The organism is Spiroplasma endosymbiont of Melieria omissa (genome assembly GCF_964031175.1).
Classification (GTDB): Bacteria; Bacillota_I; Bacilli_A; order Mycoplasmatales; family VBWQ01; genus Spiroplasma_E; species Spiroplasma_E ixodetis_A.
In genome coordinates this window covers 348,262-365,244 of the sequence record NZ_OZ035012.1, presented here as the reverse complement: position 1 = coordinate 365,244, position 16,983 = coordinate 348,262, and the positions used below count along the sequence as shown (strand labels likewise).

Annotated in this window: 26 protein-coding genes, 1 tRNA gene and 1 pseudogene; 8 read left to right on the top strand and 20 right to left on the bottom strand. The window is 22.7% G+C overall.

The annotated features are described in order from the left end of the window. Nucleotides 1-128: 128 nt before the first annotated feature. From ACQH26_RS02405 to ACQH26_RS02375, 7 genes are all read right to left on the bottom strand, one after another. Nucleotides 129-647 carry a hypothetical protein gene (locus ACQH26_RS02405; protein ID WP_425382740.1) on the bottom strand — a complete coding sequence of 173 codons (519 nt, stop codon included), beginning with the start codon at nucleotides 645-647 and terminating at the stop codon, nucleotides 129-131. Nucleotides 648-1,461: 814 nt separating this feature from the next. Then, entirely contained in the window at nucleotides 1,462-1,728 is a 267-nt protein-coding gene (rpsO, locus tag ACQH26_RS02400; RefSeq protein WP_252319942.1) for a 30S ribosomal protein S15, read from the bottom strand. A gap of 167 nt (nucleotides 1,729-1,895) precedes the next feature. Further along, entirely contained in the window at nucleotides 1,896-2,609 is a 714-nt protein-coding gene (gene plsY, locus ACQH26_RS02395; protein ID WP_425382739.1) for a glycerol-3-phosphate 1-O-acyltransferase PlsY, read from the bottom strand. 42 nt (nucleotides 2,610-2,651) lie between these two features. Next, a complete protein-coding gene (locus ACQH26_RS02390) occupies nucleotides 2,652-2,957 on the bottom strand; it encodes a SemiSWEET family sugar transporter (RefSeq protein WP_281748102.1) in 306 nt (101 codons plus the stop codon). Continuing rightward, nucleotides 2,950-3,240 carry a SemiSWEET family sugar transporter gene (locus ACQH26_RS02385; protein ID WP_338978737.1) on the bottom strand — a complete coding sequence of 97 codons (291 nt, stop codon included), beginning with the start codon at nucleotides 3,238-3,240 and terminating at the stop codon, nucleotides 2,950-2,952. Before ACQH26_RS02385 ends, ACQH26_RS02390 begins: the two co-directional genes overlap by 8 nt. Before the next feature lie 117 nt (nucleotides 3,241-3,357). Continuing rightward, complete coding sequence (locus ACQH26_RS02380; protein ID WP_174481051.1) at nucleotides 3,358-3,522, bottom strand: hypothetical protein; 165 nt, start codon at nucleotides 3,520-3,522, stop codon at nucleotides 3,358-3,360. Nucleotides 3,523-3,583: 61 nt separating this feature from the next. Beyond that, the gene (locus ACQH26_RS02375) at nucleotides 3,584-3,724 is read right to left on the bottom strand and encodes a hypothetical protein (RefSeq protein ID WP_338974739.1); all 141 of its coding nucleotides are present in this window, start codon (nucleotides 3,722-3,724) and stop codon (nucleotides 3,584-3,586) included. Nucleotides 3,725-3,929: 205 nt separating this feature from the next. On the opposite strand from ACQH26_RS02375, the gene ACQH26_RS02370 reads away from it, so the two are divergent. Further along, nucleotides 3,930-4,277 carry a transposase family protein gene (locus tag ACQH26_RS02370; RefSeq protein WP_425381897.1) on the top strand — a complete coding sequence of 116 codons (348 nt, stop codon included), beginning with the start codon at nucleotides 3,930-3,932 and terminating at the stop codon, nucleotides 4,275-4,277. A 4-nt stretch (nucleotides 4,278-4,281) separates the two neighbouring features. After that, entirely contained in the window at nucleotides 4,282-4,776 is a 495-nt protein-coding gene (locus tag ACQH26_RS02365) for a transposase family protein (RefSeq protein ID WP_425381872.1), read from the top strand. 92 nt (nucleotides 4,777-4,868) lie between these two features. Here ACQH26_RS02365 and ACQH26_RS02360 read toward each other — a convergent pair whose 3' ends face one another. Together ACQH26_RS02360 and ACQH26_RS02355 are read right to left on the bottom strand one after the other, a co-directional pair. After that, entirely contained in the window at nucleotides 4,869-5,117 is a 249-nt protein-coding gene (locus ACQH26_RS02360) for a hypothetical protein (protein ID WP_425382738.1), read from the bottom strand. 279 nt (nucleotides 5,118-5,396) lie between these two features. Then, complete coding sequence (locus ACQH26_RS02355; protein ID WP_425382737.1) at nucleotides 5,397-6,185, bottom strand: hypothetical protein; 789 nt, start codon at nucleotides 6,183-6,185, stop codon at nucleotides 5,397-5,399. Between the two features lie 167 nt (nucleotides 6,186-6,352). On the opposite strand from ACQH26_RS02355, the gene ACQH26_RS02350 reads away from it, so the two are divergent. From ACQH26_RS02350 to ACQH26_RS02335, 4 genes and pseudogenes are all read left to right on the top strand, one after another. Further along, on the top strand, nucleotides 6,353-6,712 hold the full coding sequence (locus ACQH26_RS02350; protein WP_425381863.1) for a helix-turn-helix domain-containing protein: 360 nt from the start codon (nucleotides 6,353-6,355) through the stop codon (nucleotides 6,710-6,712). 40 nt (nucleotides 6,713-6,752) lie between these two features. After that, nucleotides 6,753-7,004 (top strand): transposase, encoded by a 252-nt coding sequence (locus ACQH26_RS02345; protein WP_425382736.1) that lies wholly within the window; start codon nucleotides 6,753-6,755, stop codon nucleotides 7,002-7,004. 189 nt (nucleotides 7,005-7,193) lie between these two features. Continuing rightward, nucleotides 7,194-7,463, top strand: a pseudogene (locus ACQH26_RS02340) (transposase); the annotation flags it as partial. Between the two features lie 96 nt (nucleotides 7,464-7,559). After that, nucleotides 7,560-8,552: a hypothetical protein gene (locus tag ACQH26_RS02335; protein WP_425382735.1), complete on the top strand. Its 993-nt coding sequence runs from the start codon at nucleotides 7,560-7,562 to the stop codon at nucleotides 8,550-8,552. A gap of 238 nt (nucleotides 8,553-8,790) precedes the next feature. Here ACQH26_RS02335 and ACQH26_RS02330 read toward each other — a convergent pair whose 3' ends face one another. The 5 genes from ACQH26_RS02330 to ACQH26_RS02310 form a co-directional block, all read right to left on the bottom strand. After that, nucleotides 8,791-9,213 carry a hypothetical protein gene (locus ACQH26_RS02330; RefSeq protein ID WP_425382734.1) on the bottom strand — a complete coding sequence of 141 codons (423 nt, stop codon included), beginning with the start codon at nucleotides 9,211-9,213 and terminating at the stop codon, nucleotides 8,791-8,793. Between the two features lie 189 nt (nucleotides 9,214-9,402). Then, nucleotides 9,403-9,660 (bottom strand): hypothetical protein, encoded by a 258-nt coding sequence (locus ACQH26_RS02325; protein WP_425382733.1) that lies wholly within the window; start codon nucleotides 9,658-9,660, stop codon nucleotides 9,403-9,405. A 123-nt stretch (nucleotides 9,661-9,783) separates the two neighbouring features. Then, the gene (locus ACQH26_RS02320; RefSeq protein WP_252319474.1) at nucleotides 9,784-9,945 is read right to left on the bottom strand and encodes a hypothetical protein; all 162 of its coding nucleotides are present in this window, start codon (nucleotides 9,943-9,945) and stop codon (nucleotides 9,784-9,786) included. 136 nt (nucleotides 9,946-10,081) lie between these two features. Further along, a protein-coding gene (locus ACQH26_RS02315) for an IS3 family transposase (protein WP_425381867.1) occupies nucleotides 10,082-11,202 on the bottom strand; the annotation gives its coding sequence in 2 pieces (ribosomal slippage) (nucleotides 10,082-10,932 and nucleotides 10,932-11,202; 1,122 coding nt in all). Nucleotides 11,203-11,249: 47 nt separating this feature from the next. Further along, nucleotides 11,250-12,197, bottom strand: coding sequence for a DDE-type integrase/transposase/recombinase (locus ACQH26_RS02310; protein WP_425382732.1), 948 nt, complete (start codon nucleotides 12,195-12,197; stop codon nucleotides 11,250-11,252). A gap of 140 nt (nucleotides 12,198-12,337) precedes the next feature. Here ACQH26_RS02310 and ACQH26_RS02305 point away from each other — a divergent pair. Continuing rightward, a tRNA-Ile gene (locus ACQH26_RS02305) sits at nucleotides 12,338-12,414 on the top strand. Between the two features lie 135 nt (nucleotides 12,415-12,549). Then, a complete protein-coding gene (locus tag ACQH26_RS02300; RefSeq protein ID WP_425382731.1) occupies nucleotides 12,550-13,386 on the top strand; it encodes an ABC transporter ATP-binding protein in 837 nt (278 codons plus the stop codon). Here ACQH26_RS02300 and ACQH26_RS02295 read toward each other — a convergent pair whose 3' ends face one another. The 6 genes from ACQH26_RS02295 to ACQH26_RS02270 form a co-directional block, all read right to left on the bottom strand. Then, a complete protein-coding gene (locus tag ACQH26_RS02295; protein ID WP_425381862.1) occupies nucleotides 13,387-13,875 on the bottom strand; it encodes an IS630 family transposase in 489 nt (162 codons plus the stop codon). It abuts the gene before it with no gap. A gap of 40 nt (nucleotides 13,876-13,915) precedes the next feature. Next, a complete protein-coding gene (locus ACQH26_RS02290; RefSeq protein WP_425381863.1) occupies nucleotides 13,916-14,275 on the bottom strand; it encodes a helix-turn-helix domain-containing protein in 360 nt (119 codons plus the stop codon). Between the two features lie 113 nt (nucleotides 14,276-14,388). Continuing rightward, on the bottom strand, nucleotides 14,389-15,300 hold the full coding sequence (locus tag ACQH26_RS02285) for a hypothetical protein (protein ID WP_425382730.1): 912 nt from the start codon (nucleotides 15,298-15,300) through the stop codon (nucleotides 14,389-14,391). Next, entirely contained in the window at nucleotides 15,263-15,751 is a 489-nt protein-coding gene (locus ACQH26_RS02280) for an IS630 family transposase (RefSeq protein ID WP_425381862.1), read from the bottom strand. The genes ACQH26_RS02285 and ACQH26_RS02280 overlap by 38 nt, the downstream gene beginning before the upstream one ends. Before the next feature lie 40 nt (nucleotides 15,752-15,791). After that, nucleotides 15,792-16,151 carry a helix-turn-helix domain-containing protein gene (locus ACQH26_RS02275; protein WP_425382729.1) on the bottom strand — a complete coding sequence of 120 codons (360 nt, stop codon included), beginning with the start codon at nucleotides 16,149-16,151 and terminating at the stop codon, nucleotides 15,792-15,794. Nucleotides 16,152-16,260: 109 nt separating this feature from the next. After that, nucleotides 16,261-16,824 (bottom strand): hypothetical protein, encoded by a 564-nt coding sequence (locus ACQH26_RS02270; protein ID WP_425382728.1) that lies wholly within the window; start codon nucleotides 16,822-16,824, stop codon nucleotides 16,261-16,263. Between the last annotated feature and the right edge of the window lie 159 nt (nucleotides 16,825-16,983).

Sequence of the window (16,983 nt, the reverse complement as noted above, 5' to 3'; positions counted from 1 at the left end):
ACCTCCTACTTAACCTAATATTTAAAATACAGTCATAACAAATTGCTTTACTATTTTTATCTCTTAAAAAATATTTTCTTGTTTTTATATCATTAGTATTAAAGAATAAATAATCTAATTTATGTTGTTTACATGTTCAACAAAAATACTTTTTCATTATGAGTTGAAATTTCCTTATAAGAAGTAACTATATAATTAATTGGTAAACCATCATGTTTATATGGATTATTTATTTTAAAACCTTTTCTGTTTTCTTCTCACGTAATGTTATATTTAAAACAAGGATTAGTAATTTTAGTTTTGTTATCTGTTATTTCACCCATAAATCAACTATTATGCTGTTCATAAAATGTTAGTGGTTCAAGTTTTATATCATTAAGATAATATTCTTTTGGAGCGGTTGGTTTATTAATAGTTATTTTTTGGTCTTTAATATATGGTTCTAATAATTTTATTAATTCATTACCACTTAATTCTCTTTTAATATTTTCTAAATTAAAAACTCAATATGTGTAACTGTTATCAACAATAAAAGAATTATTTTTAATCATTCATTTTGGAAGCGATAATTTATATTCAATATAATCAATAAGAATAGATTGTGGTTTATCTTTAACAATTTGTTCTTTTTTAAATTCTATTTGCATAATAATCCTTTCTTAATATGTTCTGTTGCTTCTAGCATAAAGAACATATAATTTGATTTTTAGATTATTAATAATACTACTATTCGTTTTATTCATTCCAGCAATTCTGGGCTCAAAAATAAATTGTGAAATTTTAAAAATAAATCGAGGCATTCGATTCAATATTTATTTAATTTATGTTTAATAAATTAATATTTTAATTGAACCGGCACCGCTCAATTTTTTTTACAAGTTTGAAATTTATTTTCTCACCCAAAAATTTTTTCAAAAAAAATAAAAAATAAAACCAACACTTGCTCACTGGGGAGTGGCAAGGTTGGTTAAATAAAGAATAGAATTAATACAATAGGTCCCTACAACAGGTCTATATATACTAGTTTCCAATTCGCTCCCACCCCAAGAATTACCATTAAATGGTTAGTATATTTTATTAGGTATCACTCCACTTTTTATTTATCCATGCAAGTCCACATGTTTTAGCTACTATTTTTAACAACTGTATTGTAGTTCACTTTTTTAGTTCCCTAACACGTGTTGATAATAGCGTTAAAGACGGTTATTAAAAATTTTAAAATTTTACAATTACAAAAAAAGACAAGATTATTTCTTGTCTTTTTCCTTTAATAATTTGATTTGTTTAAAATACGTAGGTTATAAGGGTTAAAGAGAATTTAATTTGTCTATCATCATTTTGAAATGGTAATATTGGAAATAAGTTACTAATATGATAATTAATTATTTCGTAAATTTGACAACCGTCCTATTTAGATGTATATAAAAAAATCAGTATTAATAAGTAAATACTGATTTAATATTAGTTATCTTTTAGTGATAGTGCTGTTAATAATTTATTGTATGTAGCAACATCTTGTTTTTTAAAGTATTTTAAGAAACGTTTTCTGCTTGCTACCATTTTTAACAAACTTCGTTTTGCAGTAATATCTTTTTTTTGTACTTGTAGATGGGCTGTTAATTCTAAAATTCTTTTTGTTAAATTAATAATTTGAACTGCAGAAGAACCAGTGTCTTTGGCATTTAAGCGAAATTTTTTAATCAATTCATCTTGTTTAATTTGTTCCATATTTGACAACTCTCCTTTAAATATAATTCGGCTTAAGCAAAGCTAATATCGGAGAGAATATTAACAATGTTAAGTCAACACGGTTATAATAGTACATTAATTTTAAACATAAAACAAGCATTTTTTTAAAAAATATTTTTATTAATTTTGTATAAAGAGATGATTTTTTATTTTTTTTCTTCATTTGCTTTTTTATTTTTTTTATCAAAAATAGTCACTTTACGTTCAGTATGATTAAGAATTCTTTTACAATTATCTCAATGACGAATAATAATTAATATTCAAATTAGAGCCATAGTTATATTAACAATATAGTATTGAGTGTCTTGTTGGGAAAGAAAAGCATGCAGTGGCATATTGGGTATTCATGATAAGATAAAAGCAAGTATCATCATTAACATTGAAGATAAAGATGACATTCTACTTAAATATAAAATAAATCATCAACTAGCAATTGTGATAACGCAATAAATAGGATTAATCATTAATAGTACTCCTAATGAAGATGCAGCTCCTTTACCACCACGAAAACCATAAAATACTGGTCAACAGTGACCAATAATTGCAGCAAGACCAGTTGGATAAATATATGCTTGTTTAAACATTGTTTCATAATTAGGATTAGTAATATCGATAAAGGTTAAACCGTATGCAATTAAAATAGGAATAGCGGACTTAAAACCATCAATAATTAAAATAATAGCTCCTCATTTACCACCCATAACTCGTGTTGAATTAGTAGCACCAGCATTTTTAGAGTAATAATCTCTAACATCGGTTTTAAATTTTATTTTACTAATAATAATTGAAGGTGAGATTGAGCCAATTAAATAACCAATGATAATAAAAATAAAAGTTCCTAATAGATTAATATGTTCCATTTTTTTCTCCATTCTTGTGCAAGTATTATGTTAATAAAAATTTTATTTTTTGGAAGTTAAATTGTTCTTTTTATCTTTATTATTATAATATAAATTATAAATTATTAATGTTAATAATATGATATTAATAACTGTGCCAAAGGCATTTGCTGCTAGTAAGGGAATGTTTTTAATTAAACTAGCATAAATTATGAATGAAGTTAATCCTATTTGATATATGCTATAAGAAATTAACGATAAACCTTTTGTGTTTTTAGTTTTAATTAGTTTAATAGTTTGTGGTAAAAAGGCAACTGAAATAAAAAAGGCACCTATATATCCAATAATATCAATTGCAATATTAGACATTTTTTTCCTCCTTATTTTTTTGTTTAATTAAATTGTTAACAATAATCCCAATTATTATGAAATTTAGTATAGCAGTAATAGTTTGACAAGTAATCATGGGAATATCATTACGAAGTATGCCAAATATTAAAAAAGTAAGACCTCCCAGTTGATAGATACTATATGAAAAAATAGAAAGACCTGAAGTATTTCTTGTTTTAATTAGTTTAATAGTTTGTGGTAAGAATGCCAAAGGAATACAAATGGCTGCAAGATACCCCAATATTTCTATAAAAATGTTCATTTTTTCTCCTTTTAATTAATTTAATTTATCATAGTAATTATAATAAAATATTGTGAAAATAGTTATTTATTTTATTTTAAATAATAAAAAATGTGTTTTGCTAAACACATCATTAATTTATTTTTCTTCTTCTTTAATGAAACATTTTTTACATAAAGATTTCCCTTCTTTTGTATCAAGAATGTCAAAAGGTTCAAACATCATTCCGCAATCAAAACATTTTACGGTTTTTGTTAAAGATTCATCATCAGTTTTTTTGTTTTTTTTATTGAATCATTTCATTATATCCTTCCTTTCTAAATATATTAAATAAGTGTGTTAATGACACACTTATTTAATATATTTATTTAGCACAATCTTTACACAAACATTTACCATCTGCTGCTTTAGTGCATTCAGATGAACTTTTCATTTTCCCACAACCATCACATTTTTTTTGATCTTTTGCTTCTCCGGTTTTATCCCTTTTTTTAAATGGTCACATGTATATAACTTCCTTTCCTCATATCATAATTACTCTACTCAATTATAACAAATTTTATTATTTTCTATGGTATTAACTATTTTTAAAACTTTTTTGTTAAATTTTGATTAATTATTTTTTTCTATTAGACTTACTGCATAACTAGTTAACTTTTCATTTTTTTGTTATTATTAAAATAAAATTTGAATAGTTAAGGATAAATTTTATGACATATTTTGAATTAAAAGATAAACCGGATCAATATTTTCGTAAAATAGTTGGTATTAATAAACTAGTTTTTAATGAAATTTTAAATATTTTATTAGATCATCAAAATCTAAAAAATACCACTGGTGGAAGGCCATATAAAATGTCAATAGAAGATAGACTAGTAATGACTTTAAGATATTTATATGAAAATCGTACATATCATAGTATTGGTGCTGAGTATGATATGGTTGATACTACTGCTTTACGAAATATTCGTTCAATTGAAGACATTTTAATAAATAATAATAAGTTTAATAATTTAACAAATAAAAATATTTTTTTAAAAAGAAGAATTCAAAAATAAAATTTTGATAATTGATGTAACAGAAGTAGAAACAGAACGACCAAAATATAATCAAAAAGATTGATTTTCTGGCAAAAAATGAATGCATACTGTTAAGTTTCAAACCATAATTAATGCACATACTAATGAAATTTTAAATATTTTTCCTGATACTGGTAAAAATCATGATTTTAAAACTTTTAAAAATTCAAAGTTAGAATTTTTGTCAGAAACTGTAATTCTTGCAGATAAAGGTTATCAAGGTTTACAAAAAATTCATAGTAATACATTTTTACCCATTAAAACTAGTAAAAATAATCCTAAAACAAGTAAAATTAAAATTTTTAATAAGATTATTAATAAAACTCGCAGAAAAATTGAACATGTTTTTGCATTTTTAAAATGTTTTAAAATTATTGGTTATAAATTTAGAAAAGGTAGAAAACGAATATTTTTAAGATTTAATTTAATTGCAGGATTTTATAATTTATCATTAAAACTTAAAAACGTTATGCAGTAAGTCTATTTTAAGAATATTATTTTTGATTTCTTCAATTTCTTCAATATCAGTTATTCTATTAAATAAGTGAAAAAGCATATAGTTTAATTCTTTTAGTTTATGAAAGTGTTTTTAAAAAATATTATTGTTTCATCAATAGTTGCCATTAGCGTTACTGCTTGTTTGGTGTTAATGCTATTATTTTGTAATGGTATACGAACAAGTGTTGGCAACTGACTAACAAACATGTAGTCTTCTAAAGATTTTTCTTTTTGTGTATAATAGAAAATTTGAAAAGCACTAATTTTAGCAGCAATTGTTTTAATAGCATTTTTTACTGCTGTAACTTGTGAATTAAGCATATTTTTGATTAATAATGTAATAAAGATGGTAATTCTTCCAATTGGTAAAATAATTGATAAAATTAAGTCTAAGAACCTGTTTAGGATCTTTTTTGATTAATTTTTAATAAAATTTATATTATAATGGTTATTTTATAATAAAAAATAGATTTTTAGTCGATAAGTTTTCAAATGATAAAATCTTTTTAACAAAAAAATGAAAAAGAAAATAAATTATTGGTTAAGTACCTATTTATAAATGATTATTTCTTGTTTTAGTTAAATTCTATTAAAAAGATCCTAAACAGGTTCTAAGTTAACATTAAACTTTTGAGCAAATATTGATTTTAATAAAGTATAACCATTTTGGAATAAAATAACAGATAAAAATAAAGCAAAGTTTGGTGTTTTTCATCATTTATGCATAATTAATATTTCTGTTTTAATTTTTAAAATATATCAAAAGAAATAAGAAGTTAATACCAAGATAATACCATAAATTAATACAGTGATAGTTGTTAGAAAATTGAAAAAACTAAAAACAATAGCTAAATTAACTGTAAAACCTAGATACATTTTAATATCATAAATTGGATAATCATTTGCAAATTGAGTTGTTAAACCATATTTTCTTTGAAATGCTCGACGACGATAAAGTTTAATGATGATAATAATATAAAAAAGTAAAGCAATTAAAGCGATTAAAATTGTAATAAAGATATATGAATAAGCAGTATTAATGCTATTTAAGCGTTGTGTTCATGCACTTCCTCAGTCACTTATTGGTGCATCATCATGTTGAGTAAAAATAAATGACATTAATGAAAAATCAATTAATGGATAATAAATAGCCATTAATTTTTTATAGAAAGGAGTTTTGTCACTTTCTTGTTTTGCGTTAGCAATTTGTTCTAGTAGTTCTTTAACATTATTTTCTTTATCAATTCTTGTTCTTTCATTTAAAAATAAGACTAATGCAGTAATTAGTAATGTAATAAATATTATTCAAAAAAATAATAAAACAAAATATTGCCCTCCCAAAAAATTATGCGGTCGTAATTTTTTAAATTGAATTTTTTGTACTTCCAAAATTTATTCCCTCCCCCAAAAAAATATTTTTTAAAATCGCTTACTTATAGCTAACTAAAGTAATATTTACTCATAAATAATGTAAAATAATAATATGTAATTTAAACAGTTTTTGAATTTAAAAGTACAATTCAGCAATAATTAAAATAGATTAGGAAGATTAAATTATGCCAAAACCATACAGTGAAGACTTACGAAGAAAAGTAATAGAAGCTTATGAAAGTAAAAATATGAAAATTAAAGAAATTTGTAAAGTGTTCAATATCACTAGAAAGACTTTATTTTTATGAAGAAAAAGAAAAAAAGAAACTGGGCATATAAAACCAATTTTGAATTATCAAAAAGGACATAGCCACAAAATAAAGGATTTAGATGAATTAAAAAATTATTTAGCAGAAAATAAAGATGTTACAGTTCAAAAAGTAATTGATAAATTTGGAAATATGACTAAAGAAACAGTTTATAACTATTTTAAAAAACTAAATTATACATATAAAAAAAACTTTTCTATATGAACAAAGAGATAAAAATAAACAAGAAGATTTTTTAAAAGAAATAGCTAAAATAATGAATGAAGATTTAGTATATATTGATGAATCTGGAATTGATGATAATGAATTTTATAAATATGGTTGATCTGAAAAAGGTAAAAGATTATTTGATAATAAACCCGCATATAAAATAAAGAGAATGAGTATAATTGGTTCACTAAATAAAGGTAAATTAAAAGCCTTATGAGCATTTGAAGGACATTGCAATAGTAAAATTTTTGAATCATATGTTAGAACCTGTTTAGGATCTTTTTTGATTAATTTTTAATAAAATTTATATTATAATGGTTATTTTATAATAAAAAATAGATTTTTAGTCGATAAGTTTTCAAATGATAAAATCTTTTTAACAAAAAAATGAAAAAGAAAATAAATTATTGGTTAAGTACCTATTTATAAATGATTATTTCTTGTTTTAGTTAAATTCTATTAAAAAGATTCTAAACAGGTTCTTAAAAATAAACTAATTCCAGTATTAAAGCGTGGACAAATTATAGTTTTAGATAATGCAACGTTTCATAAATCTAAATTAACACAACAATTAATTGAAAATGCTGGATGCAAACTATTATTTCTTCCGCCATATTCTCCTAATTTAAATCCAATTGAACATTTTTGATTTGCTATAAAACATAATATAAGAAAAATATTACCAAATTATTGACCAAATATTAAAAAAGCGATTGATTTTGTTTTTCAAGATATGAGTAAACATTACTTTAGTTAGCTATATGTTTAAAATAAGCATATCAATAATTTGTTTTAAGAATAATGTAAAATTAATTTACAAAAATTTAATAAAATTAAGGAGAGATTTTAATTTATGCCAAAAGAAATTAGAAGAAAAAGAAAAGTTATTGTAGGAATGGTTGGTGGGACAGTTTTGGCTGGTGGATTAATTGGGGGTATTATAGCAATTTCTGAAATATTAGTTCAAAATGAGGGAGTATATCAAGAAAAATTAAATATTTTTAATTGACCTGAATCTTATGGTGCAATATCAACTTTATTAAATATAAATAATGATTTATATGTCGGAACTAGTAATGGTGTATATAAAATTAAAGATAATGCAAGTAATACAAAAAATAAAATAATAACACCAATTACTGGTATTAATGGTTATATTTCTAGTTTAGTTGTTACTAATGATGGAACTGTTTATGTAGCAACTTTTGCTAATGGACTTTTTAGATATTCTCCTGAACAAAATATTTTGACACAAATATCAGAAATAACAGGAGAAGTTTATAATTTAGTAGCTATGGGCAATAATGTATATGTTGGAACAAGAACTTCTGATTGTTATGGTAAGTTATTTATGATTGAATCTAATAGAAAAGTATCAGAAATTAAGGATTGAATTGAAACATATGGTGAAGTTAGAAGTTTAGCGGTTATTGATAATGATTTGTATATTGGTACTAAAACTGGTACATATACTGGAAATTTATTAATATTTAAACCTAATGGAATATTAGAATTGTTAAAAAAATGAAATCAAAATAATGGTGAAGTTTGGAGTTTAATAGTTTTTGGTAATAATTTATATATTGGAAGTAGAAATCAACTATATGAAAGTAGACTATTTAAACTTTCTCTTAAAGGAGAAAAAATAACAGAAACTATTGGTTGAAAAAATAATAAAAATTATGGTGAGATTTGAAGTTTAGCTGTTGTTAATAATGATTTATATGTTGGAAGTAGAGTTCAGTTATTGATAATAAATTTTTTAAAGGTGGATTATATAAGTCATCTGATGGTGGTATTACTTTTACTGAAGTATTTGATTGAAATAAAGATTATGGTGTTGTAGTGAGCTTATTACCTGTAGATAATAATTTATATATTGGAAGCAAAAATTATAATGATAAAACTAATCAAAATTATCAAGGGAAGTTATTTTTTAAAAGAATAAAATAAAATTATTAAAAAAATAAAAAACATTATAATAAAAATATTATAATGTTTAGAAAATATTTAGTTAAAACAAAAATTAGCAAAATTAAGTTTCATTTTTAAAATATTAGTAAGATAAAGTATATTAATAAAAATTAATGAACATAGTAATTATTAATTATTTCACAATTTTCGATTGCATCTCAAAAATTATTATTTTTTTCTCTTATTTTAAAAACAAAAATAATTACTACGAATAGAAATACTGTATATAATAAGATTGGAACGATAATTATACAAAAGATAAATCCAATTTGTAATTGAATTCAAGGATAGTAATTATCAGGAAAATGACTTAAATTACAGAAAGAACTTGCTGAAGTGCTAATAGTATAACTTAAACCAAAATGTTTTAATATTGTATATCCATCTTTAAAATTTGAATGGCATTGTTCATTATTATCGAATTTAAAATAAAAGTTACTAAATCAAATTAAGTATAGACCAGTAATTATAATTAAAACCGTGATTGCAAATAATATTATAGTTGTTAACTGTAATATTTTAACTTTTTTCATTTTGATACCTCTTTAAATATAAAAAAAACATTTTTAGATAATAAAAATAATAAGTTAAAAACTATATTATTTTATGTAAAAATGATAACAAATTTATATTGTTTTTACAATTATTGATTGTATAAGCAAAGTTTTAATTAATTATATAAATGAATAATATTAAGAAAATATTCAAATATTTTCTTAATATTATTTTGATTTATTAATTTGATTCAATATTCTACTTGCATCTAAATTAAATGGTATTACAATAATTTCATAGTGAATAATTTCGCGATTAGGGTATCCAAATTTTGTTACTATTTCTTTAAAACTTAGATGAAATAGTCTTGCTAATTCTAATGTTTCAAATGCTTTATATTTTATGTCATCACTTTGATTTGTTTTATATTTTAATAAATAAATTTCTTTGAGTTTTATTTTCATTTCATTTTTATTGCCATTCATTTTTTTACCTCTCAAACTTATATAATTTAATAAGTAAATTATATATAAATTATATCATTTTACTTAATTCATATTTAGTATTTTTTATTAAAATTTTTTAATAAATATACAATAAAAATATGATTATGAAAACGTAGGTGATTTTGCAATAATATCATCATTAATTTTCTCTATATTCTCATTCTCATTTATATCTTTTATATCATCATCATTTAGTGTTGCTTCTTTTCCTAAATTTTGATTTCATTTTTCAATTTTTAAGATATGTATTTTAATCTTTGTCATTCTCAATCCCCTCTTAATAAAAAACCTTGTATGAATAAATTATACAAAAATTTTTTTACTTTTAAAAATATAAATTTTTATTATAAGAATATTAAATAAAAATTAAATAAAATTGGAATGGCAACACTTTTTAGGACTATTTTTTGGTAGACATTTGTTTTTGATAATTAACTGGAGTTAAGTAGTTTAAAGTGCTGTGGATTCTTATGTTGTTGTATCAATTGATGTAATCAAATAATTCTAATTTTAATTGGATTAATGATCTAAAATTTTTATCATTAATAAATTCAGTTTTGAAAGTTTTAAAAGTTGCTTCAGCAACAGCATTGTCATAAGGACAACCTTTTTTGCTTAAAGAGCGAGTAATATTGAATGCTAGTAAAAGTTTATCAATAATTTTATTATTAAATTCATTACCACAATCACTATGAAATATTTGAATATCTTTTAAACAGCGATTTGATTGCATAAATGCTTGATGTACTAATAAGGCATCTTTTCTAGTACCTACACTATGTCCAATAATTTCGCGGTTAAATAGGTCAATTAATAAGCAAATATAGTTTCATTTACCATTAACTTGAACATAAGTTAAATCACTGACAATAACTTCATTTTTAAGCCTATTATTAAAGTTTCTATTCACAAGATTAGTGATTTTTTCATCATTTACTTTGTTATTATGATTTTTGAATGATAATTTAGTGTATTTTGATATTAAATTATGCTTATTCATAATTTCTTTAATTTTTCGTCTTGATAAATAAATTTCTTGGTTTTCTAATATTACTTTTAATCTTCTTGTTCCATAAACACATTTATTTTCTTTAAAAGCACTAATAATAGCTTCATCATAAATATTATTTTGAATTTTATTTTCTTTTTTCTTTAAATTAAAATAATATGTTGATTTAGAAATTTTTAAAAAATGACACATTGTGCGAATTTTATATTTAAACTTATTGTTTGTAATAATTTCTATTTTCTGCCTATTATTAGTGCTGCTTGCTTTAAAATATCATTTTCCATTCTTAATTGTTTTAATTCTTTTCTTAATTTAATTAATTCATTTTCTTCAACAGAACGATTATCTTTAGCTTTAAAACTACCTGAATTAGTAAATTGCTTAATTCAATTATAAGTAGCTGCTCTTGTAACATTATATTCTTTAGCAAGGTAAGATACTGATTTGCCGCTTTGATATAAAGCTACTATTTGTTTTTTAAATTCATCGGTATATGAATTAATATTGGCCATAATTATAGTTCCTTTCTTTCAACTAATTTGTTCACTTGTCTACGTAATTAGTGTCCAATAAAGTGTAACCCATCCAATGGTTTTATTTCAAATAAATTACTTCAATTTCTGTGAAATCTTTCAATCTTACCATTACTCTGTGGTGATCTAAACGGTGTAGTTTCATGAACTATACCTTTTTTATTACAAAAATTTGTAAATCAACGATTCCTTTGTGGTTTTCCACAAGATGTATTAGTATATTGACTACCATTATCAGTTCTAATTCTTTTAATTTTAATTCCTAATTTTTCATAGAAATTTAAAGCATTTTTAGTAGCATTTACAATATCTCTGGTTTGTGCTTGTTCAGATGGATAACAATAAGTAATTCGAGTTTTTTCATCAATAAAATCAATAATATATCATCTTTTACTTCCTGTTATATAATCTGATACTACTTTAATATCAGTTTGTAATAATCCAGTTTCTTTTACTTCATATCTCAAATGTTTTTTCTTAATAACTTTTTGTGAACAAAAACCAAAACGTTTTAATCAACGATATATAGTTTTAACCGAGGGTTTTGGCAAAAAATTAAACCTAATATCATCAATATGCCTTATTAAATAACAAAATTGAAAAGCACCTATACCAAACTCTTCTTTATACTGAACAAAATAATTTATAAATTTTTCTGATAATTCCAACTTATAGAAATATTTAATATTTTTAGGTTTTGTTGACTTAAATAATAATTCTTCAAAAGGTTTATTTCTGTAAAAAACATCATAAAAACGTTTAGCTCAATAATAAAAGGTTTGCTTTGGCATATGTAATTGAGAAATTATTTCTTTACAAGTATTTTTATTTTTAAAAATAAAACAAAATTTTCTAAATTTACGATAATAAATATTAACTTTATTAATATTTTTATCATTTTTATACTTTTCTACAAATTTGTTAAATTTATAATCAAATTTAGTAAAATCAGCACTATTAATTAAATATTTCATTTTAAACTACACCTCAACTAATAATATAAAGTTATAAAAACTTTTATTAGTCCAAAAAGTGTGTCTAATCTACAAAAATATTGTTATTATATATTGCAATCGTGCTTGAACAAATATATAATATCTCTGTTGCTCTTTTTGGGACTATAGCTCAGCTGGTTAGAGCGCACGCTTGATAAGCGTGAGGTCGATGGTTCAAGTCCATTTAGTCCCACCATTATATGTGAAATTATGAAATAAACAGTTTTGTTTATTTTTTTATTTTTGAATTATAAATTAATGTATAATATATCAGTATTAAGTATATTAATCATATAGTAATTATTATATTTAAGTAGTTAGGAAAATGAGTATGAAAAAACAAGAAATATTAAAACCAATTATTAATAGTTCTTTAGTTGAAGATGATGTTAATGCTAAATCAAAAGAAAAACATAAATTTCTAAATTTTATTAAATCATATTTTAAAAACTGACGTAATCATTATAACCGTAATGTAATAGTTAATCCTGAAGATGCTCAATATGCAATTTTAATTCGTGATTTTACTAAACAGTTTAAAAAATTTAAAGCTGTTGATAATGCTATTATTAAAGTTAAAAAAGGTACTATTCATGGTTTTATTGGTCCAAATGGATCAGGCAAAACCACTACTATTAAATGTTTAATTAGCGCTATGGTTGAAACACACGGTGATTTAATTATTCATGGTAAGCGTTCATGAACAGTTGAAGCAAAAAAACAAGTTGGTTATATTCCAGAAGCTGCAATATTTCCTAAACGAATTACTACTTATGATTATTTAATTTCAATGGGGCAAATTAGTGGTTTGAAATATAAAGTTGCTAAGGAAAAGACAGAAATGATTTTAAAGGAATTAGATTTATGAAAGTTTAAAAAACGTAACCCTAATGCTTATTCTTCGGGTATGAAGAAAAAGGTGTTATTAACACAATCACTATTAAATAATCCAGATGTCTTAATTTTAGATGAACCAGCCGCTAATCTTGATCCAACAGCAAGAACAGAATTGTTTAATGATTTAAGAAAACTTCGTGAGCAAGGTAAAACTGTTTTTATTTCATCACATATTTTATCTGAATTACAAAATTTAGCTGATGAAGTTACTGTTTTAAATTATAGTAAAGTTGTTTATACAGGATTGGTTAATAAAACTGATTTATTATAGCTAACTAAAGTAATGTTTACTCATATCTTGAAAAACAAAATCAATCGCTTTTTTAATATTTGGTCAATAATTTGGTAATATTTTTCTTATATTATGTTTTATAGCAAATCAAAAATGTTCAATTGGATTTAAATTAGGAGAATATGGCGGAAGAAATAATAGTTTGCATCCAGCATTTTCAATTAATTGTTGTGTTAATTTAGATTTATGAAACGTTGCATTATCTAAAACTATAATTTGTCCACGCTTTAATACTGGAATTAGTTTATTTTTAACATATGATTCAAAAATTTTACTATTGCAATGTCCTTCAAATGCTCATAAGGCTTTTAATTTACCTTTATTTAGTGAACCAATTATACTCATTCTCTTTATTTTATATGCGGGTTTATTATCAAATAATCTTTTACCTTTTTCAGATCAACCATATTTATAAAATTCATTATCATCAATTCCAGATTCATCAATATATACTAAATCTTCATTCATTATTTTAGCTATTTCTTTTAAAAAATCTTCTTGTTTATTTTTATCTCTTTGTTCATATAGAAAAGTTTTTTTTATATGTATAATTTAGTTTTTTAAAATAGTTATAAACTGTTTCTTTAGTCATATTTCCAAATTTATCAATTACTTTTTGAACTGTAACATCTTTATTTTCTGCTAAATAATTTTTTAATTCATCTAAATCCTTTATTTTGTGGCTATGTCCTTTTTGATAATTCAAAATTGGTTTTATATGCCCAGTTTCTTTTTTTCTTTTTCTTCATAAAAATAAAGTCTTTCTAGTGATATTGAACACTTTACAAATTTCTTTAATTTTCATATTTTTACTTTCATAAGCTTCTATTACTTTTCTTCGTAAGTCTTCACTGTATGGTTTTGGCATAATTTAATCTTCCTAATCTATTTTAATTATTGCTGAATTGTACTTTTAAATTCAAAAACTGTTTAAATTACATATTATTATTTTACATTATTTATGAGTAAATATTACTTTAGTTAGCTATATATACCAAATGTGAAGATACTTTTTTTCACAGTAGCATTATTTTTACCCCTAATTACATTTTTGTATGGATATAGTGCATAAAACAAAGCATCATATGGGTCTTGATACATATTCTTGTCTGGAATGTTAGTTTTTGTTTCATCATAACGTAATTCTTCTAAACATTGAGTAGTTTTTGGTAAATCATCTTTATTTGCATAAAAGTTTCCATAACTCATAATATTTCTCATTCAAACTACTCTATTAGTTAATTCTGCTTCTTGATTTAAATTAGAAGCATGTTTAATATCAGTTTGTGTTATTAGAATAGTATTATGCTCATCTATTAATTTTTGATTTAATCAATCAATAGCAGTTCTTGCTTTATCATCATAAAAATAAATTGCTTGTTCAAAATTCTCAAAATTGTCCATTAATCCTAAAATTTCATTAACGTAAGCATTAATTTTTTCATTTTCATTTATAAAGTCATTTGGAGTAACTACTAATTCACAAATAATATAAGCATTATAATAACCAGTATTATTATACTCTTTAAAACCAACTACCATAAATACAGTATGGTCTTTTGGTCCCGTAGCTCAATCAATACCAACACTATAAAAATCAAATTTATACATATCTTTTTCTTGATTATAAAATTGTTTTAAATCATATTTCTGTCAATATTTTACAGTTTTTTGAAAGGGAAAAATTGTTACATCACTATCTAAAAATTCAAAACCATAAAAAACAGTATTAAATTCATCAGGATTACTTTTTTTCATTTCTAATAATGTTCTTTTTTGAATATCTGGTAATTTATTTCAAAATGGTTGAATAGTAAATCTTAAAATAAATAATCCTAAACCACTAAACATATAGCTAACTAAAGTAATGTTTACTCATATCTTGAAAAACAAAATCAATAGCTTTTTTAATATTTGGTCAATAATTTGGTAATATTTTTCTTATATTATGTTTTATAGCAAATCAAAAATGTTCAATTGGATTTAAATTAGGAGAATATGGCGGAAGAAATAATAGTTTGCATCCAGCATTTTCAATTAATTGTTGTGTTAATTTAGATTTATGAAACGTTGCATTATCTAAAACTATAATTTGTCCACGCTTTAATACTGGAATTAGTTTATTTTTAACATATGATTCAAAAATTTTACTATTGCAATGTCCTTCAAATGCTCATAAGGCTTTTAATTTACCTTTATTTAGTGAACCAATTATACTCATTCTCTTTATTTTATATGCGGGTTTATTATCAAATAATCTTTTACCTTTTTCAGATCAACCATATTTATAAAATTCATTATCATCAATTCCAGATTCATCAATATATACTAAATCTTCATTCATTATTTTAGCTATTTCTTTTAAAAAATCTTCTTGTTTATTTTTATCTCTTTGTTCATATAGAAAAGTTTTTTTTATATGTATAATTTAGTTTTTTAAAATAGTTATAAACTGTTTCTTTAGTCATATTTCCAAATTTATCTATTACTTTTTGAACTGTAACATCTTTATTTTCTGCTAAATAATTTTTTAATTCATCTAAATCCTTTATTTTGTGGCTATGTCCTTTTTGATAATTCAAAATTGGTTTTATATGCCCAGTTTCTTTTTTTCTTTTTCTTCATAAAAATAAAGTCTTTCTAGTGATATTGAACACTTTACAAATTTCTTTAATTTTCATATTTTTACTTTCATAAGCTTCTATTACTTTTCTTCGTAAGTCTTCACTGTATGGTTTTTGCATAATTTAATCTTCCTAATCTATTTTAATTATTGCTGAATTGTACTTTTAAATTCAAAAACTGTTTAAATTACATATTATTATTTTACATTATTTATGAGTAAATATTACTTTAGTTAGCTATATCTTGATTTTCATAATAAATTTTGCCAACTTTTTTAAGATTTTTCATTATTTTATCATTTAATGGTAAAAATGGTGTACAGTACTTTAAATAAAATGGATGATATTTATCATAAGGATTACATGTAAAAGTAATAAAGAAACTTTTATAAAAATAGCGAGTAATTTTTTTTCCAAAATTAGTACTATATATATTTTTATCAATAAACGTTCAACTTCATTCTTTAATAGGTTCTTTTGATACTTTAATACGATTACTTCTAAACATAGAGTTCTGTAATCGTTCATATCGATATGTTAATTGTTTTTCTGTTAAAGTTTCTTTTTCTTCTGCCATAATAATTTCATCTGTTCTTGAACCTAAAAAACTTGAACCACCTGCTTCTTTTCCAAAAATTTTATTACTATTAGCATAACCAATAAAATCAATTTGTTGATTATTAGGAAAAATAATACATCCACCATCCTTAGTTATTTTTCACTTAATACCATGTGGGTTATTAGGTAGTAAATTAATATCATATTTATCTAATAAAACTTGACAAACATTCATTAATGCACCAATTGTAGTTTCACTATGAGTATTTTCATAACGTCTTACTTCTTGAACACTACTATCACTAAAATTACAACATATATAGCTAACTAAAGTAATATTTACTCATAAATAATGTAAAATAATAATATGTAATTTAAACAGTTTTTGAATTTA